Raw genomic sequence first — 26259 nt, forward strand, 5'->3', positions numbered from 1 at the left:
AGGTTAGAAGCGATGACCCAAGCGGTGATTGCCTCCATTGTAGGCTGGCGCTCCATTCTGGACGCACTATCTGTAGCTGGTCTTTAAGGAATTGGTATAAAACTCCGTGCGCCCCTACGGGAAATGCCGGAGTGATTAACTTCGTGATCCTTAGAGTAAGAAAGTAGAAAGGGGAAGCGTCTCACGAAGTTGGTAGAATGCACTGTAGTGCTTGATTTCTCTAGCGTTGAATCTGAATACTGGGCTTTCCTATGACAATTGCAGCGTTTAATTTGAATGCACCTGATTTAGCAGCCGATGATTACATTGTTTTGGGCTTAGCAACCTGCTTTGTTAAGGATGAAGGCGAAGTGCACGAGGTTGCTGTTGTGGAGCCAATTCCTTCCGCGGCGCTAGAAGCGATCGTTAAAGGGATTCCAACGTCCTATCAGACTGCGATCGCTACAACGATGGGTGTAGTGTGGTCGAGTGATACCCCCCAACTACCCGCTGCCTTTCCAGCAACCGCGCAGTTTTGTGATGAATTTACGGAACGGGCAATCGCCGCTGCCCGTACCTACAAAGTTCGTCCTGTGGCTCAGGCACATATTCCTGTAGGTTCCAGCCGTAGCGACTTCACCTACTCGACCGAGCGTAAGCGCGTACTCAATTCGCAGCGCCTTGTCAGAACCGAGGATAATGTGAAGCAGCATGAATATACGCATAAGGTGCTTTAGTAATGAGTGGTTGTTAGTTGCGAATGCGCTAACAGTTGAAAACTGAATGTTTTAGGGAGGGTTGTTCCATGCTCAAGCTTTACGGTGGGAAGTTCAGCCGCGCGTCGATCGTGCAGTGGTGTCTGGAAGAACTAACGATCCCTTATGAGTATGTGCTGCTGGACATGCAGGCAGGTGAGCACTTGGAGGCCGATTACACAGCCATTAACCCGATTGGCAAAGTACCCGCGATCGTGGATGGTGATTTCAAGCTGTGGGAGTCGGGCGCAATTTTGCTGTATTTAGCCGACAAATATGGTAAGTCTGAAACAGCCGAGCAGCGAGCTGAGCTGGCTCAGTGGATTTTGTTCGCGAACGCAACGCTAGGGCCAGAGCTGTTGAATGAAGCCACTCGTGATCATGCAACCGTTCGCTTACTCAAACCAATTAACCAGATCCTGGAACTTCAGCCCTATCTGTTAGGTGAGCAATTCAGTCCAGCAGATGTAGCCATTGGTTCTACATTAGGCTTTTTTCAGATGCGATTCCAAATGGACTTTAGTGCCTTTCCAGCTGTGATTGAGTATCTGAAGCAGCTCAGCGCTCGACCTGCTTTTCAAAAGACGATCGGCGGACGTAGCGCTTAAGCGATCGCTCCTACAGTAAGTCCTAGCAGCGCTGCCAGGGTGTTGTGAGCCGTTAAACTCAAAGCTTCACTCTTACTCAGTGCTCGCTCTTTTTGCTTACTTTTGGTTCTGGATCGGCAGTATTAAGGGCACGATCGAGCACACCGCGGGCCTCTGCTGCCTGCTTTCTTGCTTCTTTAAAACGAAGGTTTGCTTGCGCATAGGCTTTTAGGGCTTTAAACCCATCTTTGAGGCTGGCGATTTCTTCTTCGCTCACGGGCTCATCGCTAAAGAGAATATCAATCTCGGCATGTACCTGGAGTGCTTCTGCACGGGAGTCTTGCAGCTTCAGCTTTAACGTTGCCAGATTACTGAGTATCTGCACTGCCTGTGTGACAGCATCTTCATCGGGACTGGGGTTAACGATCGGTTCTTTCACTTCAATAAACTGTTGGGGCGCAAAACCATCAGAAAGTTCGGTCGGGAGTTCACCCGCATCCATCAGTTCGATTAACTGATCCATTGCTTTTTCGCGGGCTTTGACAGAATCTTTGCCAGGAACGGTCAGAATCACTTCTGGGCTTTGGACAAGCGTATATTGAACCATAGGGACACAAATAAAACATTTGTACTATTAAAGTTTACAGCATGACGGCGCAAGCAACGAAAATGAGACCCATGTCTGACTGACCACCTCGCCATGCTTGCGCCTCATCCTACACCGCATCGCGTCTCTGCACAAAGTCTGTACGCTGCTTGAACACAGATAGTGCGCGCAAAACGGATGCTTAAGAAACGTTTCTCCAGCAAAATTAGACAACCCCAAACAAAGTTCGTCCTTCATCATCAGTCCAGTACTGCAAACGATCGGAACCGTTAGCTGTCAGCGGGTTTTACCAGCGCTGGTCTGATCGCCAGTCACAAAAAGCAGTAAGTCAGTGCCCAAGGTTCTCAATCATGTATGGTTTGGCACTTGCATAGAGAATTACAGAGATAGAGCAATCTTTATCGTTTTCGATCAGTTCAGCGCCTTCCCTCACCAAGAATTTACCGAAAATCCCTCCTGGCGGGGGCTAAGCTGAGTGTATAAGTTTTCTAACAGGGTTGGCGCTCACTTTAGGATAGGCCTAAAGACACTATAAAAAGTTATTTCCGGTGGCAATTGTTTGAGTAGCCAGAGAGCACTGTATCTACACCTTGCTTCGTGAACTCTGGCAGATTGTTCCCGTTCCGTTTCATTCTTACTGGGTGCAGCAGATTTCAAAAGCAACCGCATCAGGGCGCCAATGCCGCTTAAGCGGCATTGGCGTTCTAGGAAGCTCAGCCACCGGGGCATCTGCCTCAAATTGGCTGAGTTTCACTGATTGCATTGGCTATACAAACTCAATCATTTAAATGTTACGAGGAGCGCGGGACAAGTAATGCAAGGACAAAGCAATCTCGTCAAAGAAGCCTGGGAATTGTTGGAAGATGCGATCGTGTACTATCGGGGGCGTCCCGTGGGCACAGTAGCCGCACGCGATCCGTATGTAGAATCACTAAATTATGATCAGTGCTTTGTGCGAGATTTTGTGTCGGCAGCACTGCTGTTTTTAATTAAAGGGAAACCCGAAATTGTTCGCAATTTTTTGATCGAAACACTGGCATTGCAAAGCAGCGATAAGCAGATGGACTGCTTTAATGCTGGTCAGGGGTTGATGCCAGCCAGCTTCAAGGTGGAATCGTGGGATGGACACCAGTACTTGACGGCTGACTTCGGAGAACACGCGATCGGCCGAGTGACCCCGGTTGACTCGTGCCTTTGGTGGCTGCTGTTGCTGCGAGCCTATGTCAAATCGACGGGCGATATGACATTGGCACACGAGCCAGAATTCCAAAACGGCATCATTTTGATTTTGAAACTCTGTCTGGCCGATCGGTTCGATATGTATCCCACCATGCTGGTACCCGATGGCGCGTTCATGATCGATCGGCGTATGGGTGTGTATGGGCACCCACTCGAAATCCAGGCACTGTTTTATGCTGCTCTCCGAGCCGCGCAAGAACTGCTCGCTCCCGGTCGTCGTGGTGATGTTTACATTCAGGTGGTTAACCAGCGGTTGAGCATCCTTAACTTCCATATTCGGGAGTATTACTGGCTGGATCTCAGTCGGCTCAACGACATCTATCGCTATCGTGGCGAGGAATTTGGCGAAGCGGCAGTCAATAAATTCAATATCTATCCCGATTCTATTCCCTACTGGTTGACAGAATGGATGCCCGAAAAGGGAGGCTATCTGGCAGGTAACTTGGGTCCAGCACAGATGGATTTTCGTTTTTTCTCGCTGGGCAATTTGATCGCCATCAATTCCTCTCTAGCAAGCGAACACGAAGCGCAGTCGATTATGGACTTGATTGAACAGCGCTGGCAGGATTTAGTAGGCTACATGCCAATGAAAATTTGCTTCCCCGCGGTCGAAGACCTGGAGTGGAAAATTCTCACAGGCTGCGATCCGAAGAACGTCCCCTGGTCGTACCATAACGGCGGTAACTGGCCTGTACTGCTCTGGAGCTTGGCAGCAGTCGCCCAAAAAACCGGCAGACCAGAACTAGGCTGGCGGGCTGTCGAAATGGCAGAGCGGCGACTCGCCGAGGATGAGTGGCCCGAATACTACGACGGTAGAAACGGCAGGCTTGTCGGCAAAGCATCACGCAAATACCAAACCTGGACGATTTCTGGCTACTTGCTGGCTAGAGAGTTTCTAGAAAATCCCCAGCATTTGAACCTGATCACCTTTGATGAAGACCCGGAGATGCTGGCACTGATGGGTAAGGTGCGTGAGTTGCGATAGCACCCGATTGCTACAGCTTTAGGATGAATTTGTGGAGTGCTCTGAGCCGACTGCCTGGTGAACACAAACCAGCCTCAAGCGGGCTTTTTCGCACTGCTTGACGAGGCTGCCTGCTTAACGTTTTATTGCTGTAGTTCACCATGTCAGGAGATGGTGACGGTAAGATATCAGCCAATGAGCTTCATCCTTCGCTAGAATCGGCATTACAAGGATTTGTGCTGAGAAGCACAATGGCTCGACAGGGATCGCAATCCGCACTAAACTTAAGTTCTAGCTTTTAGTGCAATATTCGATACAAATTCATCCAAGGTTGGTGAGGTTTCCTAGTGCAACTGCAACGTGTGGCTGTAAAGCGAGTGACTGGCGCGTTCGCATTGATTGATAGCTTGAAGCGCCACGGGGTTGAGCATATCTTTGGCTACCCTGGTGGTGCTATTCTGCCCATCTATGACGAGATTTACCGGGCGCAGGCTGAAGGTGGGTTCAAGCACATTCTAGTGCGGCATGAGCAAGGAGCAGCCCATGCGGCTGATGGCTACGCTCGCGCAACGGGTCGAGTCGGTGTTTGCTTTGCGACCTCTGGCCCTGGTGCGACCAATTTAGTGACGGGCATTGCCACTGCTCACATGGACTCGATTCCCTTAGTGATCATTACAGGGCAGGTTCCCAGCCACGCGATCGGCAGTGATGCCTTTCAGGAAACCGACATTTTTGGCATTACGCTGCCGATCGTCAAACATTCGTATGTCGTACGCGATCCCAGAGACATGGCGCGAGTGGTGGCGGAAGCCTTTTACATTGCCACGACGGGTCGCCCTGGTCCCGTACTGATTGATGTGCCTAAAGATATCGCGCAGCAGCAGTTTGACTACGAGCCTGTGGCTTTAGAAGATGTCAAGCTACCAGGATATCGCCCAACTGTGAAAGGCAATCCGCGCCAGATTGCCCACGCCCTAAAGCTCATTCGGCAAGCAAAACAACCCCTGCTGTACGTGGGTGGTGGCGCGATCGCCTCGAACGCTCACGCTGAAATCAAAGAACTTGCTGAGCGCTTCAGTTTGCCTGTAACCACAACGCTGATGGGTATTGGTGCCTTTGATGAGCATCATTCGCTTTCAGTCGGCATGTTGGGGATGCATGGTACGGCCTATGCCAACTTTGCCGTTACCGAGTGCGATCTACTCATTGCAGTGGGTGCTCGTTTTGACGATCGCGTGACAGGCAAACTCGATGAATTTGCAGCACGTGCCAAGGTGATCCATATCGACATTGACCCTGCCGAAGTGGGCAAAAACCGCGCACCAGAAGTGCCGATCGTGGGCGATGTGCGTCAGGTGTTGGTCGAACTGCTACGCCGCAGTCATGAAGACGGCGACGTCCGTGATCCGCAGCGCAACCGACCCTGGCTCAACCGGATTGCTCGCTGGCAGGAAGATTACCCGCTGGAAGTGCCCCACTACGCGGATAGCCTTTCTCCCCAGGAAGTCATTGTCGAGCTAGGGATTCAAGCTCCCAATGCATACTACACGACGGATGTGGGGCAGCATCAAATGTGGGCAGCACAATTTCTTAAAAACGGTCCACGTCGCTGGATCTCCAGTGCTGGTCTAGGCACAATGGGCTTTGGGATGCCTGCGGCAATGGGCGCAAAGGTGGCGCTACCGAATGATGAAGTCATCTGTATCAGCGGCGATGCCAGCATCCAGATGAACATTCAGGAGTTGGGCACGCTGGCACAGTATGGCATCAACGTGAAAACAGTGATCATCAACAACGGCTGGCAGGGGATGGTGCGCCAGTGGCAGCAGGCATTTTACGAAGAACGCTATTCTTGCTCCAATATGGAAGTGGGGATGCCGGATTTTGTCAAACTGGCCGATGCCTACGGTGTTAAAGGCATGATGATCAGTCAGCGAGATGAGCTGAAAAGCGCGATTGCTCAACTACTCCTTCACAAAGGACCAGTGCTCTTGGATGCTCGTGTTCGTCGGGATGAGAACTGCTACCCCATGATTCCACCGGGTAAGAGTAATGCGCAGATGGTGGGCTTACCAGAACGCAAAACGTTAGAAAATGCAGCCGAGCTCATTTACTGTGGCGGTTGTGGTGCCAAGAACGTTAATAACAACAATTTTTGCCCAGAGTGCGGCACAAAGCTGTGATGAGCAGGTTGAAGGCCAGTGACGTTAGGCTTCAGTTCTGTCAGCAAGCTTAATGTCACTGGATATTGCTTGATGAAATGGATTCAACCTGAAATCGGTACGTTCTTGAAGGCTTGGGTCTTCGGAATCAGGATATCGATCGCGCTGGTGCCTTCAGGAATCTGGATCCAAACATAGGCATCAGCCGTTGCATTTGGGTTCAATTCGCTAACAGAAATGTTGCTCGTGGCGCGGTTGATGCGATCGACCGCCGGGTACGTTTCGCCCGTAGTGGGATTGCGTGCGGTGGTGCTGCCGGGATAGATCACACCCTGCTCGTAGCTAAGCGCATCCGTCTTGGGCGCAAGGCGACGCACGCGAAATTGGATGTTCACAAAATCACGTAGCTTCGTATTTGGATTTTGAATCCGGTTTACAGCGATGATTTCGACCTGCGCTTTCTGATTGATCGCAGGTTGATTGAGTTGTCCAGCCTGACTAGCGGTCTCGCCGGATGACTGAGTTGGTGGTGCCGTCTGTGTCGGTGCCTGACCAGGTAGTGGCTCTACATTCGGGCTTGTCTTTGCTGGATTCCGATTGAGGGCGGTATCAACGGCTGAGAAAGCTTGCTGCAGATTGAGAAAGCGGTAGGCAAGAAAACCGCTGACGCCTAAACTCAGCAGTGACAGTAAGAATGCCAGGGTTGTTAAAAACGATAGCCCTCCATGACCATGCGATCGCTTGGCATAGACGCTTTCATTGTCCAGTGCTTGAGGATCTCGTGTTCTCATGGGGCAAAAGCTATAGCCGATCGCTATAGAACTAGCTGACTCTACTAGCCTTTCACTTTAGACCTCTGCTTATCGTCTACCGTGAGAGAGAAATTCGGCGATGCCGTTCCGGTTTCAAATGGAACTTTATCAGTCCCTGGACACTCAAAAAGGATACCTTATGAGGATGTTTGAAACGGGTAGAAAGCATCATCGCTACGTTGTTATCCCGCCCGTGATGTTGAATATGGTCGGGGGACAGCATGAGCGAGGACTTTCCAAACATCATCTTTTTCTAATCGATGACTGCATGAACGTTGATTTTGACTGCCTTAAGCGCCTTTTAGTGACATTACTACCAGCTAGCATGTTCCTGACAATGGGCACTGCCAGTGCTGCCCAACCGCTCACTCAGCCGAACCCACGATCGAGTGTGGTAGCCCAAGCAAGTGCAGCGGGTGGTCTTTGCCCAGCACAATTAGGTAGCGCGATCGATCGGATCACCAAACGTTCGTCTCTAGCTGGCGTTCGTTGGGGTATTTCGTTACAATCGCTTGGCGAACCGGCTCGCACGCTGTATGCCAGCAATGCCACAACCCTCTTGATTCCAGCTTCTAATAACAAGCTATTGACGACAGCCGCTGCCCTCAAAGCCCTGGGTGCTCAGTATCGCTTTCGGACGGCTGTACATGGTGATAGCGCTCAACCCACTTTGGCAACCTTGCGCCTTAGTGGGCGTGGTGATCCAAGCCTAACGACCGCTCAACTCACCACACTTGCTCAACAGTTGAGTCAAAAAGGGGTTCAGCAAGTTGAGCAACTGATTGGTGACGATACTTATTTTCGTGGTGCTGCCACTAATCCTTACTGGGATGCAGACGACACCCTACAGGGGTATGGCGCTCCCGTTAATAGCTTGATGCTGAACCAAAATGGCATTGGACTTACGTTAGTGCCCCAGCGAGTAGGACAACCGCTGCGCATCCAGTGGGACGATCCGACGGATGCCAGCAGTTGGCGCGTCAGCAATCAATCGGTTACGGTTTCGGCAAGCGGTGGTGAATATGTCGATGCGGTGCGGGTTTTAAACCAGCGGCTCATTCGAGTGAGTGGGCAGCTTCGCGTGGGTTCAGCAGCAGAACCGATCGCGGTGTCCATTCCCAACCCCGGCAATTACTTAATCGACAAATTTCGGACTGCGTTGGTAAACGCTAACATCACAATCCAGCGATCGACGGTAGTCAAAGCCACGCCTGCCCCACCGGGACAAGTTGAGCTGGCGGCGATCGAGTCGGCTCCCCTGGCTCAACTCCTGGTGGAAACTAACCGAGAAAGCAACAATACCTATGCCGAAACGTTGCTCAAAACGCTAGGAGCCTTACAGTCTCCTGCCAGTCAGGATGCAACAGCAAGTGGCATTGCTGCCGTGAAAGCCACGCTAACGCCATTGGGCGTGAACCCTGCAGGCTATAGCATGGTGGATGGCTCAGGGTTGGCAAGCCGCGATCGCGCCAGCGCCACAGCCCTGGTGCAAACCCTGCAAGCGATGGCACAATCCCCTGATTCACAAGTCTTTCGCAACTCGCTTGCGATCGCTGGCGTGAGCGGTACGCTCAAAAATCGCTTTCGCAACACGGCAGCACAAGGCAAGCTTCAAGGTAAAACCGGAACCATTGGAGGCGTTGTTGCCTTGTCTGGCTACCTCACGCCATCCAACCATCCTGATGTTGTGCTGAGCCTTTTGACTAACTACTCTGGTGCTTCCACCAACACTGTCAGAGGCGCTGTAGATGAGATTGTGCTGGTGCTAACGCGATTGCGATCGTGCTAAGGGGCTCTCTAGCAAACAAAATACCCCTAGGAGCAGGTTTGACACTGAAACGGCAGGTTGGATGCAAAGACGCTGGCAAAACCTGCCTCATCCCAAGCGGTACATTTTGTCTTGGAAATCACCTTAGTTTCCACCCACACTGATGCCGCTACCTTGAACCAGTGCACCTGTGACATCAACACCATTCAAATTCGCACCAGTCGTTTCGGCGTTGCTCACGTTGGCACCGTTCAAGTTTGCGTTCTTGAGGTTTGCCAGGTTCAAGCTGGCGTTGCTGGCAAACGCGCCTGTGAGATTCGCATTCTGCAAGTTGGCTCCGCTCAGGTCTGCACCTTCCAGGTTCGCGTTAGTGAGATTCGCACCTTGCAAGTTAGCATTTCTCAAATCGGCACCTGTGAGATGCGCTGCCGTCAAGGTTGCGCCTGCCAGATCACAGCCAGCGCACGATCGCGTTGCGAGTAGACGCTTCACGTGGTCGGGGTTCTCGGCTCGTGTTGGAACAGCGATCGCTAAAGCCGTGATTGCTAGAACAGCGGAAAAAAGTTGGGTGTTCATCATTTGCCTCCTGGAGACTGAAGCGTCAGTTGGCTACTACATGAGAGAAGTGACAGAAATCGGAATTAATTCGTTTTTGCGCCTACCAAACCCCGTATTGGAATCATACCAATTCCTCAATGTTTCAGCCGTCTCGGGCACCAGAAACCAATCCCATTGAGCGCGTGTGGCAGCCTTGCAAGTTAGGGCTACGCTGGCAGTTGCCTAAAGACCTGGACGAGTTGCGGTGGTTGATGCGGGCACGGTTAGAAACAATGACCCAAACGGTGATTGCTTCAATTGTGGGCTGGCACTCTATTTTAGACGCACTATCTGTAGCCAGATTTTAAGGGATTGGTATTAAACTGACCCAACAGGCAATGGCTGAAGTTGAACAACAGCTTCAACGTTTACCGAACTTGCCAAAGTGGTTTGTAGAAATTGTTGGTAAAAACACATGACCATTGGATCAACTTTTTTGTGGAGCACTCTAAAACCTTGTGGTGGCATTCGGAACGCTATGCTCTGATTGCAGTTTTAATGAAAGAGAGGACTTTCTGAGGCAAGACATGTCTGCACCGTTTAGGATTACCCGTCCAAGCATTAAGCGAGTTGCTGCTGACAAAGCAGATGGGCTGAAAGACTATCTGGGGCGGCTGATTAAGCTGATTCCAGCGGAGGTCATCAGTCTATATTTAGTGGGCAAAGGCGTAATCGCTACAGGGCAAGCAAGTGAAACACCATTGTCTTACTGGATCGTCTGGACGGTCTTTTGTTTGGTTGCAGTATTGGTGGTCAGGATCTTTGGCACCGCTGACCCTAAAGAAAATCAGCCGCCGCAAATCCTGGCAGTGTTGATCGCCTGCGTGTCTTATCTGGTGTGGATTTATTCGATGGGGGACGTGTTTGCTCTGCTCAACCTCTATGAGCCAAAGTTGGGTTCCTTGATGGTTCTAGGGTGGTCATTTGTAGTGCCCTACTTTTATAAGGGCGATCGTGCCACCAGTCGTTCCAATTCTTAGAGGCAGCAGCGATGGTAGAGTCTTCCACTCCTCCCAAAAAAATTCAAAACCTGCGGAATTTTACCGTCCAGATCCGGCATATTCAGCAAACTGAAACTGTTGTCGGAACGGGTTTTGTGATATCAAGCGATGGGCTGATTGCGACCTGTGCTCATGTAGTGGTGGCAGCGGGAGTGAACCCGCGTCTTGGGAGAATTCCCAGTCATTGGGAACTCATTCGTCAAAGGTTTTTTCGGTCTAGTGATGCGTTGCAGACCGATCGCGCGGCTGCTTTGACCGTTTATTTTCCACAGGCAAGACTGCCGCAGGAACGGAAGCAAACAGCGATCGTGGTGGGATGCTTCCAGGACTCGGATGATGATGTGGTGTTGCTGCAGCTTCAAGCAGATCATTTGCCAGAAGGGGTTGAGGTTGCCATTGTTGGTGAGGCTGATGATTCAGTCAATGTGCCTGACGAGCGCAGGTTTCGCAGCTATGGGTATCGACGTTTGGGCAACTATCAGGGACTCCAGGCTGATGGAGCCATTTTGGGCACAACTGAGCCTCCAGCCGATCGAATCTTGTTGCAAGACCCCTTGCAATTGCGATCGCCAGAAATCGACAGTGGCATGAGCGGCGGCGCAGTGCTGGATGTGGTGCGTGACAGGGTGGTGGGCATTATTGCTGAGACATCCGACATTCGCACCGGAGCAGACCGGGACACCAGTTTTGCGGTTGATTACGCTGTGGTGATCGAGCTATTGCATCCAGATGCGTCATCAGCGGTATCCTCAACACAAGGAGATGCACTCGTTCTCACGACTGTTTCCGCAACTGCACCAACTGTAAAACCCGTGGCTCTGACTCCTGACCCTGCTCCTAAACAACGCTTCGACCTGAGCCGTGCTCCTACGCTGATAGAGGAGTGGGTCGGTCGAGACGCTTTATTGGCGGCACTGAATCAGGATTGGGCAGATCCTCACTGCCATGTGACGGCAATAATCGGGTTTGGTGGCGAGGGCAAAAGCACCTTTGCACGGCAGTGGGTGGAGAACGTACAGCGGGATGCTGCCTTGCCTATGCCCGATGGGGTGTTTTGGTGGGGCTTTTATGAGCAACCGAATGTCGATGAGTTTTTTAATGCAGTGTTGAAACACCTCGACTTGGGAGGGATTGATCCGGGACAATTAACCTCGGTAGATGCCAAAGCACAGACGATCCGGGCAATGCGAGGACGATATCTCTTTGTTTTAGATGGGCTGGAACTGCTGCAAGAACAGGAGGGCGATGACTATGGCTTGCTGAAAAACCGGGATCTTTGCACCTTCCTACGCACCTTTGCCGATGGCAACCATGCCTCGTTTTGCCTGCTGACCAGTCGGTTTCCAGTGCTTGACCTAATCGATTACACAACCTACCAGCAGCGGGAGTTAGGCCCCCTTAATCGGGATGATGGGCGTCAACTCTTGAAAAACATTGGGGTGAAGGGATCGAATAAGGAACTGGCAGAGGTTGTGGATGATTGGGGCGGTTATGCGCTGTCGCTTCGATGGGTGGGCACCTATTTGCTAGATAAACATGGTGGCAATGTCAAACGGGTGCGGGAGATTCCAGTGCCTGACCAAAAGCAGCCTGTATATGACCGACTCCAAAGCGTGCTGCGAAGTTACGACGGCTACATCACGCAGGCAGAGCGAGAATTTCTTAACGTCTTTAGCCTGTTTCGCCTGCCTGTGGTCGCAAACAATGCCCTACAACAGGTGTTTGAAGCGAAACGCAGCAGTCCTTACATTCCACCGCGCCAGCCACCGCTAGACCCCATTACAAAATGGCTCCTCAGCCTTAAAAAGTTTCTGGATTGGGTCTTGCGACGTAAGACAACGTCTCGGGTGCGCTTGCGGGAAAAATTGAACGTCTCCGTTACTGAACTGAGCAGCAGCAACTTCAACGCCCTGATCCGGCGGCTCGTTGCCTACCGCATTGTTAAGGACTACCCTGAGAGCGGCTACTTTACGCTCCATCCGCTCATCCGTGCTCATTATCGGGATCAACTGGCTCAAGGCAACTCAGACTGGGTGAAAACCGTGCATCGCCGTATTGGCGAGTTCTATGAAAAAAACACAGTGGTGCCAGAATTCCCTAGCCTCAGTGACCTGACTCCCCTGGTTGAGGCAGTACATCATTGGTGTCAAGCAGGTGACTATGATGAGGCATACAAGGTTCTTTGGGAGCGCATTTTTCAGAGAGAACGCCGTGTTCTCACTTACCAACTCGAAGCTTGGGACACCTCTTTGAACATGATCAAAGAATTCTTCACCAATGGTGATACTACTCAGAATCCTCTGGTTGTTGATAAAGGCAACCAACGCTGGATTCTAAACCATGCTGGAGTTTGCTTATCAAGTTTGGGACGGTTGGGGGAAACTCTACCGCTTTATAAGCGGTATATTGCAGGTGCTATTGAGGCAGAAGATTGGTCCAACGCTCAAATTGGCTACAGGAACCTGGCAAGCCTCTACGTCAATCTCGGCGACATCCCCGCCAGTGCTGCTGTCGCCGTGTCTGCTCTCACCTACGCTCGTAGTGTCGAAGATAAGAAGGGTGAGCAATATTCTCTAGCACACCAGGGGTGGGCAGCGCATCTGCTCGGCAACCTCGACACCGCTCAGAATGCCTTTCAGCACGCTGAGCGCCTACAACAACAGACTAACCCGGAGACGAAACACATCTACGGTCCGCGGGGCATTTGGTACGCTGATCATCTGCGCCGTTGGGGAGACGCTGTCTACGCACGTCGTATCACCGAGGCAAACCAAAGCATCTGTGAACGAAATCACTGGTCGGGTTCCCTTAGCGATTGCCATCGCCTCCTGGGAGATCTGGATACAGACGCAAAGCTGTCCACTGCCCAGTCCCACTATAACGAGGCACTGCAAATTGCCCGCAGCATTTCTAATCGAGATGTGCTGATCGAGGCACTACTGGCGCGGGGGCGATGGGCAGCGCGGCAGGGGGATGCAGTCGCAGCGGCTAGCGATTTAGAAGAGGCGTTGGGCTATGCGGTAGCAGGGGGCTACCGCCTCTATGAGGCAGATATTCGTGTGGGGTTAGCGTGGATGCACCGGGCAGCGGGCAACCTTGATGCAGCACGGCAAGAGGCACTCCGGGCGCAGCGCATGAGCGAGACGATGCGCTACTACTGGGGGCAAAAGGATGCCGCCGAAGTGCTGGAGGCGTTAGAGCAAGTGGCTTAAAGTTGCTGAGAATTTGGAACGATCGCCCCTGCGCCATCCAACCGCTCCCTGTTTAGTTCACTGCCGCTAACACTTGCGCGACAGTAGCGTTCAGTATTCCAAGTTGGGGCGATCGGATCACATCGTTGCCCTGAAATGTCTCGACTTCGGTGTAGGTTGCTTCAACCAGTGCTAAAAGCAATACCGTTCCTGCTTGTGGATCAACAATCCAGTATTCGGGAATGCCCAGATCTTGATAGTGCGATCGCTTGGCGATGTAGTCTCTATCTCGTTGTAGTTCCCCAGGGCTGACGACCTCAACCACCAACACAGGTGGAGCCATACTCACCCGAATCGTATTACGTTTCTTGAGTAGCTGAATATGCTCTTCACGAATAATGGTTAGGTCAGGGTAACGGTTTTTCGGTTCGCCGCGCACTTCAAGCTCTAAACCATGTCCTCGGACTCGTTGAGAACCCAGCATTAAGGCAAACTGCACCAGTAAAAATGTCGCAATTTCGACGTTGAAGCCCGACTCGGGTGGCACTTCAATCAGTTCTCCGTTGAATAACTCATACAAGTTGTCTGTCCCGTCGTCGTAAGACAGATACTCTTCAAAACTGAGAAAGCGAGGTTTGATCTGAACCATTGGGTTTCACAGAGAGCCGATCGCATCGAGCGTGCTCTCATTCTATGCCGTCCCTCAACTGCAGAGTTGGCAAAGGTTAAGCGATCATTGCAGACGTTTCCACCTCTCATGGCTAAATCTCGGGCTCAGCAACGTCAATCCTCCTGCAAAAGGCTTTGCACAAACTGGTAAAGGTCAGTCTCCGATAGCCCTTGCATGTGTTGATTTTTGAGGTCAATCAAGCCTTGTGCTAGCTCCGGTGCTTGTTTTTTGTAGGTATTGTGCGCCACCAGCAAATCCATAAACACTTCACGCTCGACCTGAAAGCGACTGGCTTCTTCGGTGATATGAGTGGCATACTCAACTGTGTCAACGTTGTAGCGCAGTAGAAAAATCAGTGCGCCTGTCAGTTCTTGCAGTTGTTGCTGAAGTTTGTGCGTGTCTAGCTCCAAGCGATCGAACCCAACTTGCCCTTCGATACGTAGTTCTACAATGGGCGCTGCGGCTATCTGAATTTTCCCCGACTGGATCGCCTGCTGTACTGTCGCGATCGCGGTTTCTTCTAGCTCCTCCTGGCTTTCTTGCCCCCGTGCTGTGACCTTTAAGCGGACGATCGATCGCTGCGTGTAATCCCGCTTGAGGTCTGCTCGGATGCCAGCAGCATCCATCTCCACCAGATACACGCCGCGATCGAACTGACTTTCCTCAACGTTATTCGCTTCTACGGAACCAGGGTTAAAAATCCAGCCCTCCATCGTGTAATTTTTGTGGATGTGACCCAACGCAAGATAATCCACGCCTGCCTCTTTCAGCGGCAGCAGATCGTTATACCGCAACGCGCCTTGATAGCGAGCGATTTGCCCTTCTAGCCCATGGTGAAACAGCATTACTGTGTGAGCAGGCGGCGGCGGCAAGGTTTTGATTGCTTCAGCAAGACTGGCGATCGCGTTGGGTGCCGACGCCCCATACCAGTATGAGCCCAACACACGGACGCCACAAGCCAGATCAATGTAGCCACCCCGCCTCGTTTCTTCATCCCACGGTTCATACAGCGCGTTGCCCGTATTGGGAGTGCTCGGTTCTAGCAGCTTCAGCAAGCCCCAATCAGATAAGTAGCGCAGCCAACTCGTTTTGGTGCCGTAAGGCGTGTTGTCATGATTGCCCTCGATCGCCAGCACCGGAATGCCCGCCTCCTGTAAATCTTGTAAGCAAAGCTGCGCCTGGTTCAGAATATTGGGCTGAATATTGCGATGCTCAAACAGATCGCCAGCAATGATCACAAAATCGACCTGGGGCGCGATCGCATACTTGTGCAACGCATCCCGAAACGCTCGATAGAAGTCTAATGTGCGCTCTTTACTGTCGTAGCGATCAAACCCGAGATGAATATCTGAAACGTGAAGAAAGCGCGGCATAAGAATTTCGTTGCTTGTGAAGCGGGCTGTCTGGCCTTGGGCGATCGCAAAGGCCAACGAACATCCCAAAGCGATAGAAACGGCTCTCAAGAGCAATGCGTCTCTACTGACTGAGCCTGAGCGATCGCAGAGCGTATCTGTACCTGAGTTTAGCGTTGCCGAGGCTCGGATACACGGTTCGCTAGAGTCACTTTACGTTCAATTCGCTGGTGTTAGGATGGCGTCATCTGCATCAGTCCTAACGAGCTGCTTTTTTACAAGCCCAAACGACCACAGATCCCTGGCGTTGGCACCCGGCAATGACGGCTGATTCGATGCCACGCGCCTTTAAAGTCAGGTTCAAGTGAGCGTGAATGGTAATATTTGCATTAAGCTGCAGATGACCCTGATAACGTTCGGTAAGATAAACGAAGAACGTGGACTGAACACGGGTGCTTAGCCGCCGATTGCCAGAATAGTTCAAAGCATCGGTACTGTTCTCGCTTGAATCTTTGCCAGAAGTCTTTCCTTGTCGCCTGTGCAACATCAAAAAGCCCAGAAGATTGACTTAACTCAAAGCTACCCCTGCCCTTGTCGCCGTCGGGGTCAGCTCACTCAGATTGCGCTCACTGAAGCCTTTGGGTGTAATCGTTGCCAGCAAATTTTTGTCGTTGAAGAAGGTGGCTACGTCCTAGAAGAGCTTTCTACAAGCTACCGCTACAAGCGGACATGGCGTTGGAATGGGCATCAGTGGAATGGGGTTTCCTCTGGCTTTGGTGAAAGCTATCTGTCGATCGTGCTGGGAGTGATTCTGGTACTGTTAATCATTGGCTTTTTGCTGGCGCTAAACTCTTCAGCAACTTCTGGAATGGTTTTTTGGGCAGTCGTGCTGCTGCTGCTAGCATTGCTTCCGGCACTTATGGTATTGCTAGCTTACAGACGTTAGCTCAATGACAACCGATTCTTTTAGCCCCTCCCCCGATCCAGTCGCTGCCGTCCACCGCGCTCATCGAGCCTCTGTAGAGATGGCGATGACCAAGGGGTCGGTGCGAGGGCATGCGGTGCAAGTGATGGCTCAAGCCTTAAAGCAGCAGCAGGACGAAATTCTGGATGCCAACACGCTGGATCTAGAAGCTAGCCGCGAAATGGCGATCCCCGACCTGATTTTGGAATGGCTGAAATTAACACCAGAAAGGCTTCAGGCAGCCATTCAGATTTTGCAGCGTTTGAGTGAACTGCCTGATCCGATCGGGCGGGTCATGAATGCAACCTATCAGGTTGATCACTGCCAGACCTACTCACAGCTCATGCCATTAGGCGTCATTGTGCTTATTTATGAGGCCTTTCCAGAGCTGGCGGTGATCGCAGCTGGGCTCTGTGTCAAAACGGGTAACAGTCTCATTCTTAAGGGCGGCAGTGAGGCCAGCAATTCAAATCTGGTGATTGCCCAGGCTCTACATGGGGCGATCGAACGCGCTGGCTTACCGCAAGGTTGCTTTCAGGCCTTGCCGTCTGACCAAGGCGCCTCGGTGCGCGACCTGATCATTCAAGACCAATATATCAACCTGGTCATTCCCTACGGACGCCCGAACCTAGTACAGCAGATTGTGCGCCAATCAACTGCACCCGTCTTGAAGTCGGCGATGGGCAACTGCTATCTTTACTGGTCGCCGTCCGGGAGCCTGGACTCTGTGCGCTGGATTATTTTGGACAGTCACCAGAGTGAACCTGACCCGGTGAATGCGATCGAAAAAGTCTTGATTCACCGCAACCAAAACCCCTCGTCTCTAGCGATGTTGTGGAACAGCTTGAAAGACAAGGGTTTTGAGATTAGAGGCGATGCAGAGCTAGTGGCAGAATTCCCCGAACTTAAGCGTGCGGAAGAAGCAGAGTGGCGGCAGGCGTATCTGGCAAAAGTGGTTGCCTTCAAAGTCGTAGACAGCCTGGAAGCCGCCATCTCCTGGATCAACCTCTATAGCAGCGGTCATGCTGACTGTCTGGTGACTGAGTCTTATCAAGAGAGCCGTCAATTTGCGCTCGGTGTGAACAGCGCCTCTACCTATATCAACGCGTCGCCTCGCTTCTCACGTAACCCCAAGCGGGGCGACTCGATCTTTCTAGGTATGTCCAACCAGAAAGGGCAGCGTCGGGGCTTAATTAGCCTGGAAACTCTGACTACTGTCAAGCATATTGTGCAAGGCATGGGACAGTTTTGAGAAAAAAGGATAAAGGATGAAGGCTAAAAGTTTATTCTGCCCTTCATCCTTTATCCTTTCCCCCTCATCCCTCTTTCTCAGCCAATTTCACCTTCTTCGCTAGCCCCAGCGTTTGTAGGAGTTGAATGGTCATCCAGGTCAGGTCAATCTCCCACCACTGCAGGCCGTGGCGCGCGGAGTGTTGAAAGGCATGGTGGTTGTTGTGCCAGCCTTCACCATACGTGAGCAAAGCCACCCACCAGCAGTTCGTGGAATGATCACCCGAATCATACGTACGATAGCCAAACTGATGCGTTGCGCTGTTGACTAACCAGGTGCAGTGGAAGACCGCAATGAGGCGCACAAAAACACCCCAAACCACAAACGGCCAGCCACCGAGCAGGTAAAGCCCCAAGGCTAACAACAGCTGTAAGGGAATAAACTGCTTGTTTAAAAACTGGTAAAACGCATCATCGTGAATGTCTTTAGTAAAGCGATCGACCTGATCCCGTGAGGGGATTTCGCGCAGCATCCAGCCCATGTGACTCCACCAAAACCCACGGTTAGAGTCATGCGGATCAGAAGGTTGGTCGGAATATAAATGATGAAGCCGATGCATCCCCACCCAGTCAATCACCCCACCCTGGCACGACATTGTTCCACAGAACGCTAAAAAGTACTCCAGCCATTTAGGCGCTTGAAAACTGCGATGAGTCAACAGGCGATGAAAGCCAAGAGTAATCCCCAAACCACCTGTTACCCAATGTAAAAAGACGGCAATACCGACCGCTACCCAATTAAAGTTAGAGGGCAAGAGGGCAAAGAGTGCACCTCCATGCACGATCGCCATGAATAAAATCACGGGCAAGTCAAAGTTTAATTTTTTAGAAGTTGCAACAGTCATTCATTCATCTCGATGTGGATTATGGTGCCAATCTGCGCGATAATAAGCCTCGCTCATTTTAGAGGGTGAATGCAAGCTGAGACTGCATGCAGCCACAGTGCCTTGGCGAATAAGCACCTAGCGTATTCTAGAAAATAATGAGGCATCCATGAGCAGCTTTCATCTTTCAAACGAAGCAGAGCAAACACTATCCCTGATTTTTTCTGGAATTGACGCTCAGGTCAAGAAGAATTTGCGGCGAGTGCTGACGGCCTATCGCAAGCATCGAGTCGGCGTGCATCACTTTAGTAGTGTGACAGGCTATGGTCACGATGATTTGGGGCGGCAGGTGCTCGATCAGGTCTTCGCAGACATTGTAGGCGCAGAGGCCGCTGCTGTACGTGTGCAATTTGTGTCGGGCACCCACGCGATCGCCTGTGCCCTCTACGGAGTGCTACGTCCCGGAGACGAACTGTTAGCCGTTGCGGGCTCCCCCTACGACACATTAGAAGAAGTGATTGGTGTGCGCGGACAAGATCAGGGTTCCCTGGCAGAGTTTGGCGTACGCTATCGAGAATTGGCTTTGACAGAGTTAGGGACGATTGACTGGCACGCGCTAGAGTCCGCAATCAAGCCAGAAACCCGCATGGTCTTGATTCAGCGCTCCTGTGGCTACTCATGGCGTCCTAGTTTGGCGATTGCCGACATCGAAAAAATTGTCCAACTCGTCAAGCAGCAAAACCCTAAGACGGTTTGCTTTGTAGACAACTGCTACGGCGAGTTTGTGGCAGACCAAGAACCAACGGCAGTCGGAGCCGACTTGATGGCAGGCTCGTTGATTAAAAACCCTGGTGGCACGATCGTCACGGCAGGCGGCTATGTCGCCGGACGCGCCGATCTGGTTGAAATGGCAACCTGCCGCCTGACCGCTCCCGGCATTGGCAGTGCAGGCGGCGCAACCTTTGACCAAAATCGCTTGCTGTTTCAGGGCTTATTTCTCGCTCCACAAATGGTGGGTGAAGCGATGAAAGGTAACCACCTGACCGCGTATACCTTTGACCAGTTAGGCTATCCCGTTAATCCCTCACCACAAGCTCCACGACGCGATGTGATCCAGGCTATTCAACTTGGCACACCCGAAAAACTGATTGCCTTCTGCCGTGCCATTCAACAGCACTCGCCGATCGGCTCCTATCTTGACCCTGTACCCGGCGCGATGCCCGGTTACGAAAGCGAGTTAGTCATGGCAGGTGGCACCTTCATCGACGGTAGCACTTCAGAATTTTCCGCCGATGGACCTTTACGAGAACCGTATACAGTCTTCTGTCAGGGCGGCACTCACTGGACACATGTGGCGATCGCGTTAGAAGCGGCGATCGAGGCGATCGGACATGCTTGAGTAATTCATGAGTGGCGAAAAGATCTGTCAGTCAAACAGGTCTCCAGCTAATATCGTTGAACCAATATGATTCAAGTTGCTCGTAATAGGGTCACAACTAGTATCGTTGATCAATTTCTTTAGACTCTTGGAATATATAAGGATAGATGAAGCTAGCAATGACACTACAAGATGAAATAATAAAGATTTTATTAGACAAACTTGCAATCGGTGGCTTACTTCTACTAGGAGGATTTCTAATTAATAAAGCTATTGAAAAACTGAAATATGCAGAAGCATTAAAAAATGAAATTACTAAACAGAGATTCATAACGCGTCTTCAATTAATTGAGCGTCAGTTAACAGAGTTCTATTGGCCAGTTTATCTAAGACTTCAGAAGGATAATGTTGTTTGGGAACGAATGCTAGATAAGAGTAAGGAAGATAGTGGACCATTACAGAAAATAGGAGCAGTCATAGAAATTGACTTCATTCTCCCGAATCACGAAGAAATGGTTAAAGTCATAGAGTCAAAAATTCATCTTGCCCAATTAGATAGAGAATTATTGGAGGCATTATTGTCTTACATTAGGCATGTTGCAGTGTATAAAGCAGCCAGATCAGCGGGGTTTACTGATTTACACAATACGCAAAAAGATTTACTGCCACCTTGGCCTGAGAACCTTTATCCTGAAATCGAGAGACGAACTAAAGCTTTACAGAATGAATATGATGATCTCCTAGCTCGATACAAGGATTTCTAGTAAGATCGCCCCTTGTAATAGCTCGATTTGAGTGCGCAAAACCCAACTCCCACTGACATTGCAACGATCGCCTGCCAATTGAAACAGTGCGATCGCCCATTTTGCAAAACACAAAATCTGAATTCAGCGATCGCTATCCCCAAGCTAAAATTGGGTTGTGAATCGCAACGAGGTCAAGCCAATGACAGTTCGACAACCTCGCTACAGCAAAGAAGAATTTGCTCGACGTGGTAACGAGATCTATGAATCCCAAGTGCGTCCTCAAGTTGAGGCAGGCAATCATGGCAAAATCGTGGCGATCGACATTGAAACTGGAGCCTTTGAAGTTGCTGCCGATATTGTGACAGCGTCCGATTGCCTACTTTCCAAGTACCCTGATGCCCAAACCTGGTTTATCCGCATTGGACATCGAGCAGTATATCATTTCGGTGCACGGAGTCTGAAAGAATCTGTATGATGCGCGGCGTAGTGAATCAGAGTTGTGAGGCGATCCTTCCAGTTGTAGTGAAGAGCAGCACCACGACGCAACTCGTCGATGCAGTAATTGATACAGGTTTTTCCGGCTTTTTGACCTTGCCGTCTAAGATCATTGTGGCTCTAGATTTATCTTGGAAGGGACGTGATGTTGCCACCTTAGGTGATGGCACTTCATGCATTTTTGACGTTTACATTGCGATCGTGATTTGGGATGGGCAATATCGCCCTATTGACATCAATGAATCAGAAACAGTGCCTCTGATTGGGATGCAGTTATTAAGAGGCTACGATTTACGGATTCAGGCAATTGAAGGCGGATCGGTCGCGATCGAAGCCCTACCAAACGCGAGTTAGACGCATTCGCTAGGCACGCTTTAATCCAATACTTCTCGGTTAACAGCGGTTATAGTATTCCCGCAAGTGTAAACGCAGCTACAGAAACGAAAGCTGTTGTCGCAGGTTGAACTGTCAGTAGTCTGCGCAGACAGACTTTTCTTTTGTAGCCGCGAATTCTATTCGCTAGGGCTTAGCCGAAAAGTATTGGGCTCTAATCAGTCGTTGAATCGTCGACACAGGCTAAAGGCTTATTTTTAGCCTTCAGCCTTTAGACCTTATTTCTACCCTTCCTTCCCGTTGTCCACGATCGACAACATCCCTTGCAAGGTGGCGGGAATACTGCGCGGGTCCATAAACATCACTTTGCTGCTGTCGCTCTTCCCGATCGTGCTGCCCATTTCGAGATAGTTCAGCGCCAGGAGCATTTTGCCTGCTTCGGGTGCGTTGGGGTCAGCTTTAAGGGATTGATTCACAATCTGGATGGCTTCAGCGGTTGCTTGAGCCTTCAAGACTTGATTTTGTCGTTCTGCCTGGGCACGGAGAACGATCGCTTTTTGTTCTGCTTCTGCCTGCAAAATAACTGACTTTTGACGGGCTTCGGCATCCAGAACTTGTGCTTCTGCCTTACCTCTAGCAGAGTTCACCGCCGCTTCGCGTTCACCTTCAGAGTTCAGAATCGCTGCCCGTTTGCGTCGTTCTGCCGACATCTGGAGTTCCATTGATTCCTGAACCGCTTGAGAGGGGATGATATCTCGCAGTTCGACCCGTGTTACCTTCACGCCCCAGGGATCAGTTGCCTCATCCAGTTCTTGCAGTAATAGGTCGTTGATCTTAGAACGGGCAGTAAACGTCTCGTCCAACTCCAATTTGCCCATCTCGGCGCGGATTTGAGTCAGCACGAGGTTGACCATTGCGAACTGGAGATCCTGAATCTTGTAGTAGGCCTTTTCCATATCGACGATGCGCCAGTAGACGACAGCATCAACAGTGATGGAAACGTTGTCACGGGTAATAGAGGGCTGAGGTGGAATGTCTAGCACTCGTTCTCGAATTGTTCCTTGATACGCAACGCGCTCCAGTCCAGGAATCACAAATTTTAGTCCGGGCTCTAGCTTGCGATCGTATACACCCAGTCGCTCAACCAGGGCTTCATTGCCTTGCTGAATCACTTTGGCAGACGAAAGCGCGACCCCACCACCACCAATTAACAGTGCTAAAAACCAACCAAACATTGCGGTCTCCTAAGTTGTGATTTATTGATTCGTTGTTGATTGCTGCTGCGATCGCTCACCCTGGCGGCTTTTGCTTCAGTGATGCAGCAGATGTTCTGGCATGACTGAAAGTGTGGTGCCTTTGCGCGAGACGACGTAGACCTTCTGATTGGGGGCGATCGTCAGCGTATGATCTTCACAGCGAGCGGCCCAAGAATTGCCTTCGTAGCGCACACGCCCGATCTTTCCTGGCAAAATCTCGGTCATGGTTTCGGCTTCGGTGGCGTCTAGCTTGCGGGTTGCCTTCTGCCGCACCAGACGACGCGAGTAGAGTACCAGTGCTAATGACAGCACCATCCAGAGCACGACCTGTAAACCTAGTGGAATGACTGTAGAAGCAGCAGCCACGACCAGGGCGCTGACGCCCATGACAAAAGCGATAAATGCAGTTGGCACAATCAATTCAACGAGACAAAGAATCGCTCCAACCAGTAGCCAGATCACCGTAGGACTCAGCGCCATGTAACTAATTCCTGAAGACGTGAATGAAATGGATGCGATCGCTACAGTTAGATCCAATCTGCGAAGAGCGGATTTCGGATCAATCAGAGCGATAAATTTCTTAAGAAAGTGAACGAGCACGTTTACCGCTTTCACCCCTATAGTTGATAGGCAATTGGCCTCAAACAGCAAAACTACGCTATTGATAGAGTGCCCTGAAAGCTTAAAGACGTTCACTGTAGTATGCTTTTTGCATCACGATCGAGCATGACTCAGTAGAGGTGAGAATCCCTGGCTTCTCTGGCCTCTCCAGAACTAGTTTAACGTTGATGGCGCCTCGCCTGGGCGATCGATTGCATGAACGTAACATCAGGTAAGCTTCAACAGGCAAGCCAGTTAAAAACGCTATAGATAACGTCATAAACGCATGAGTGATTCCAAGCCGCAGCTTTGTTGCCCCAATCCAACCTGTGCCGCGCCCCTGAATCCCTTGGGGACTCTTGTCTGCGTCTCCTGTGAAACACCCCTGATCTACCGCTACCTCTGGGCTGTTGGGCAATCCGTGGAACATCCGTCCGTCGGCACACAGGTTGCGGGCCGGTATTATGTTATGGCCCCACAGATTTGGCTTGATACGCAACCAAGCCTGCTACCCGATGTTCCGGCTGAGTGGTCAGATGAGGTGCTGCCGTATCTGCATCTTTACCCGCAGCGGCTGCATGTTCCAGAGGTCTATGGCTTTTGCCCCCAAACAGACGATGCTCTAGCGAATAGCCTGTTTTTGCTGGAGAATGTACCGTTGGACGCGAAAGGTAAGCTTTATCCCGCGATCGCTCACACCTGGACGCAGGCAACCGTCGTCCGTCAGGTTTACTGGTTGTGGCAACTACTGCAGCTATGGACGCCCCTATTAGAGCAGGGGGTTGTCTCCAGTCTGCTGTCAGCGAATAATATTCGAGTCGAAGGCTGGCGTGTACGTCTCTGTCAACTCTTTAACGATGCCGACGTGCTTGCTCCCACAGAAGCGGCGGAGCCTGCGACCCCCCGACTGGCAGACCTCGCGAATCGGTGGCTGGAATGGGTTGCGAGCACCGAGCCAGGAGTCGCAGAGCGGTTGCAAGCCATTTGCCATCAGATGCGAGAAGACGGTAGTGAACTGGGCACGATCGCAACCCAGCTGAATCAGTTGCTGCTGGAACAAGCTGCTCAACTACCGCTACGGTTGCAAATTGTGGGTGCGACCGATACGGGGCCACAGCGATCGCACAATGAAGATGCTTGTTACCCCACAGCTCCTGCTAAAACCCGATCTGAGCCGTTAGCATCCCATCTGGCGATCGTGTGTGATGGCATTGGTGGGCATGAAGGTGGCGAAGTCGCTAGTCAAACGGCGGTGCGATCGCTGAAGTTGCAGGCTCAGGCACTGCTGGCAGAGGTTGAGGCACAAACAGAGCTAGTCTCTCCTGATCTGTTGATGCAGCAGCTAGAAGCGTCTGTGCGTGTGGTCAATAACCTCATTGCTAGTCAGAATGATACGCAAGGTCGTGAAGATCGTCGCCGTATGGGCACAACGCTGGTGATGGCGCTGCAAGTGTCCCAGCGACTGCCTGCAGTAGACGGTTCTATTGGCAATGGGCACGAGCTTTACCTCGTTAACGTGGGTGATAGCCGCGCGTACTGGATGACCCCTCGTTACTGTCATTTGTTGACGGTTGATGACGATGTTTCAGCGCGGGAAGTGCGACTGGGGCGGGCGCTCTATCGGGAGGCGCTACAGCGTCCTGATGCGGGTGCACTCACGCAAGCGATCGGCACTCGTGATGCCGAATTTCTCCAACCCACCACACAGCGCTTGATCCTGGAAGAAGATGGCATCCTGCTGCTCTGCTCAGATGGACTCAGTGATTACGGTTTAATTGAGCAATCCTGGGCAGAGTACACTGATGCCATTCTCAAGGGCAAACACTCATTAGAACTGGCGGCCAAAACCTGGATCGATCTGGCCAACCAGAAGAATGGGCACGACAACACATCCGTTGTGATCCTCCGTTGCAACATCTGGTCTGCTGTCCCCGAGCCCTCGTTGCCTGCCAGTCGGAGAAGCGAATCTGAATGGTCGCCTGCTTCTAGAGCACTGCTGCAGGATGAACCACCAGCCACCCAACAGCCAGAAAGTGCTGGCAGAGTCAGGCGATCGCGTAAAGTTCTGGTTGTAGGAGGCTTGCTAGCTGCTCTACTACTTGGTGGTATTGGTTTAGCAGCCTGGTCTCAGTTAAACCCGACGGGCTTTCAACAATTCCGTGAGCGAGTGTTGCCAAGAATGTAGGAAGGGTACAGTCTTATGCAAAGATAAGGAATTGTCCAAAGTATTAAGTTGTACTGACAGCGGAGATGGCTGTTATACAGGAAGCCTGAGTTATGCAAGTTGGTGAAACGTTTCCGGTTGGAAGTCGTGTTCGTGTGGCAGCGTCTGTTATCGTTTATCACCACCCGGATCATCGCAATGAGCCCTTTGACTTAAGGGGTCAAGAAGGGGAAGTGCTGCAGGTGATTCGAGAGTTGAAGGGTAGACCCGTCAGCGCCAATTTGCCCTACCTGATCAAGTTTGACAAAAAATTTCGCGCGCACTTTCACCAAAATGAGCTGGAATTGGTTTAGCGATCGCATAACGACTCTCAGAGCGTCATGTAGTAGCCCTAAGAACATCGCACGGCTTTTCTAACTTTTTCTAAAAGAGAAAGTAGTGTTTCAAATCGATCGTTCTGTAGACACTGTGGATAGTGAAGCCTGTCAAGCGAGAGGCGGCGGGAAGCAGAGCGTTGGGTCAAAG

Annotated in this window: 24 protein-coding genes; 16 read left to right on the plus strand and 8 right to left on the minus strand. The window is 51.2% G+C overall.

What is annotated here, in order from left to right; all coding sequences use genetic code 11:
- Positions 1-251: 251 nt before the first annotated feature.
- Both C7B82_RS18825 and C7B82_RS18830 read left to right on the plus strand, forming a co-directional pair.
- Positions 252-716 (plus strand): hypothetical protein, encoded by a 465-nt coding sequence (locus tag C7B82_RS18825; RefSeq protein ID WP_106257818.1) that lies wholly within the window; start codon positions 252-254, stop codon positions 714-716.
- A gap of 68 nt (positions 717-784) precedes the next feature.
- Complete coding sequence (locus C7B82_RS18830) at positions 785-1342, plus strand: glutathione S-transferase family protein (RefSeq protein ID WP_106257819.1); 558 nt, start codon at positions 785-787, stop codon at positions 1340-1342.
- A gap of 76 nt (positions 1343-1418) precedes the next feature.
- Here the strand turns inward: C7B82_RS18830 and C7B82_RS18835 are convergent, their stop codons facing one another.
- Positions 1419-1928 (minus strand): hypothetical protein, encoded by a 510-nt coding sequence (locus C7B82_RS18835; RefSeq protein WP_106257820.1) that lies wholly within the window; start codon positions 1926-1928, stop codon positions 1419-1421.
- A gap of 814 nt (positions 1929-2742) precedes the next feature.
- Here C7B82_RS18835 and C7B82_RS18840 point away from each other — a divergent pair.
- Positions 2743-4152, plus strand: coding sequence for a glycoside hydrolase 100 family protein (locus C7B82_RS18840; protein ID WP_106257821.1), 1410 nt, complete (start codon positions 2743-2745; stop codon positions 4150-4152).
- Positions 4153-4478: 326 nt separating this feature from the next.
- Entirely contained in the window at positions 4479-6314 is a 1836-nt protein-coding gene (gene ilvB / locus C7B82_RS18845; protein WP_106257822.1) for a biosynthetic-type acetolactate synthase large subunit, read from the plus strand.
- A gap of 83 nt (positions 6315-6397) precedes the next feature.
- Here the strand turns inward: ilvB and C7B82_RS18850 are convergent, their stop codons facing one another.
- Positions 6398-7084: a hypothetical protein gene (locus C7B82_RS18850; protein ID WP_106257823.1), complete on the minus strand. Its 687-nt coding sequence runs from the start codon at positions 7082-7084 to the stop codon at positions 6398-6400.
- A gap of 160 nt (positions 7085-7244) precedes the next feature.
- On the opposite strand from C7B82_RS18850, the gene dacB reads away from it, so the two are divergent.
- Positions 7245-8894, plus strand: coding sequence for a D-alanyl-D-alanine carboxypeptidase/D-alanyl-D-alanine endopeptidase (gene dacB, locus C7B82_RS18855; RefSeq protein ID WP_219904581.1), 1650 nt, complete (start codon positions 7245-7247; stop codon positions 8892-8894).
- A 123-nt stretch (positions 8895-9017) separates the two neighbouring features.
- Here dacB and C7B82_RS18860 read toward each other — a convergent pair whose 3' ends face one another.
- A complete protein-coding gene (locus tag C7B82_RS18860) occupies positions 9018-9449 on the minus strand; it encodes a pentapeptide repeat-containing protein (protein WP_106257824.1) in 432 nt (143 codons plus the stop codon).
- Positions 9450-9568: 119 nt separating this feature from the next.
- Here C7B82_RS18860 and C7B82_RS18865 point away from each other — a divergent pair, with 119 nt between their 5' ends.
- From C7B82_RS18865 to C7B82_RS18875, 3 genes are all read left to right on the plus strand, one after another.
- Entirely contained in the window at positions 9569-9778 is a 210-nt protein-coding gene (locus C7B82_RS18865; RefSeq protein WP_106257825.1) for a hypothetical protein, read from the plus strand.
- A 219-nt stretch (positions 9779-9997) separates the two neighbouring features.
- Positions 9998-10450 carry a hypothetical protein gene (locus tag C7B82_RS18870; RefSeq protein ID WP_106257826.1) on the plus strand — a complete coding sequence of 151 codons (453 nt, stop codon included), beginning with the start codon at positions 9998-10000 and terminating at the stop codon, positions 10448-10450.
- 11 nt (positions 10451-10461) lie between these two features.
- The gene (locus C7B82_RS18875) at positions 10462-13683 is read left to right on the plus strand and encodes a trypsin-like peptidase domain-containing protein (RefSeq protein WP_106257827.1); all 3222 of its coding nucleotides are present in this window, start codon (positions 10462-10464) and stop codon (positions 13681-13683) included.
- 52 nt (positions 13684-13735) lie between these two features.
- On the opposite strand, the gene C7B82_RS18880 is transcribed toward C7B82_RS18875, so the two are convergent.
- Together C7B82_RS18880 and C7B82_RS18885 are read right to left on the minus strand one after the other, a co-directional pair.
- Complete coding sequence (locus C7B82_RS18880; RefSeq protein WP_106257828.1) at positions 13736-14311, minus strand: Uma2 family endonuclease; 576 nt, start codon at positions 14309-14311, stop codon at positions 13736-13738.
- A 134-nt stretch (positions 14312-14445) separates the two neighbouring features.
- Positions 14446-15705: a metallophosphoesterase family protein gene (locus tag C7B82_RS18885; RefSeq protein WP_106257841.1), complete on the minus strand. Its 1260-nt coding sequence runs from the start codon at positions 15703-15705 to the stop codon at positions 14446-14448.
- 517 nt (positions 15706-16222) lie between these two features.
- Here C7B82_RS18885 and C7B82_RS18895 point away from each other — a divergent pair.
- Positions 16223-16630 carry a hypothetical protein gene (locus tag C7B82_RS18895; RefSeq protein ID WP_106257830.1) on the plus strand — a complete coding sequence of 136 codons (408 nt, stop codon included), beginning with the start codon at positions 16223-16225 and terminating at the stop codon, positions 16628-16630.
- A gap of 4 nt (positions 16631-16634) precedes the next feature.
- Complete coding sequence (locus tag C7B82_RS18900) at positions 16635-17900, plus strand: glutamate-5-semialdehyde dehydrogenase (RefSeq protein WP_106257831.1); 1266 nt, start codon at positions 16635-16637, stop codon at positions 17898-17900.
- A gap of 64 nt (positions 17901-17964) precedes the next feature.
- Here the strand turns inward: C7B82_RS18900 and C7B82_RS18905 are convergent, their stop codons facing one another.
- The gene (locus tag C7B82_RS18905; RefSeq protein ID WP_106257832.1) at positions 17965-18783 is read right to left on the minus strand and encodes an acyl-CoA desaturase; all 819 of its coding nucleotides are present in this window, start codon (positions 18781-18783) and stop codon (positions 17965-17967) included.
- Positions 18784-18931: 148 nt separating this feature from the next.
- Between C7B82_RS18905 and C7B82_RS18910 the strand changes: the two genes are divergently transcribed.
- The 4 genes from C7B82_RS18910 (at position 18932) to C7B82_RS18925 (ending at position 21735) form a co-directional block, all read left to right on the plus strand.
- Positions 18932-20161, plus strand: a complete 1230-nt coding sequence (locus C7B82_RS18910; protein ID WP_106257833.1) for a methionine gamma-lyase family protein — start codon at positions 18932-18934, stop codon at positions 20159-20161.
- Positions 20162-20319: 158 nt separating this feature from the next.
- Entirely contained in the window at positions 20320-20904 is a 585-nt protein-coding gene (locus C7B82_RS18915; RefSeq protein ID WP_146141193.1) for a hypothetical protein, read from the plus strand.
- 181 nt (positions 20905-21085) lie between these two features.
- Positions 21086-21361: a hypothetical protein gene (locus C7B82_RS18920; protein WP_106257842.1), complete on the plus strand. Its 276-nt coding sequence runs from the start codon at positions 21086-21088 to the stop codon at positions 21359-21361.
- On the plus strand, positions 21358-21735 hold the full coding sequence (locus C7B82_RS18925) for a clan AA aspartic protease (protein WP_106257835.1): 378 nt from the start codon (positions 21358-21360) through the stop codon (positions 21733-21735). The genes C7B82_RS18920 and C7B82_RS18925 overlap by 4 nt, the downstream gene beginning before the upstream one ends.
- Positions 21736-21998: 263 nt before the next feature.
- Here C7B82_RS18925 and C7B82_RS18930 read toward each other — a convergent pair whose 3' ends face one another.
- Positions 21999-22949 (minus strand): SPFH domain-containing protein, encoded by a 951-nt coding sequence (locus C7B82_RS18930; RefSeq protein WP_106257836.1) that lies wholly within the window; start codon positions 22947-22949, stop codon positions 21999-22001.
- Between the two features lie 75 nt (positions 22950-23024).
- Positions 23025-23450 carry an NfeD family protein gene (locus C7B82_RS18935; protein ID WP_106257837.1) on the minus strand — a complete coding sequence of 142 codons (426 nt, stop codon included), beginning with the start codon at positions 23448-23450 and terminating at the stop codon, positions 23025-23027.
- 406 nt (positions 23451-23856) lie between these two features.
- Here C7B82_RS18935 and C7B82_RS18940 point away from each other — a divergent pair, with 406 nt between their 5' ends.
- Entirely contained in the window at positions 23857-25755 is a 1899-nt protein-coding gene (locus C7B82_RS18940) for a PP2C family protein-serine/threonine phosphatase (RefSeq protein ID WP_106257838.1), read from the plus strand.
- Between the two features lie 92 nt (positions 25756-25847).
- Entirely contained in the window at positions 25848-26087 is a 240-nt protein-coding gene (locus tag C7B82_RS18945; protein WP_106257839.1) for a ferredoxin-thioredoxin reductase variable chain, read from the plus strand.
- The last annotated feature ends 172 nt before the right edge of the window (positions 26088-26259 follow it).

The organism is Stenomitos frigidus ULC18 (genome assembly GCF_003003795.1).
GTDB classification, from domain to species: domain Bacteria; phylum Cyanobacteriota; class Cyanobacteriia; order Leptolyngbyales; family Leptolyngbyaceae; genus Stenomitos; species Stenomitos frigidus_A.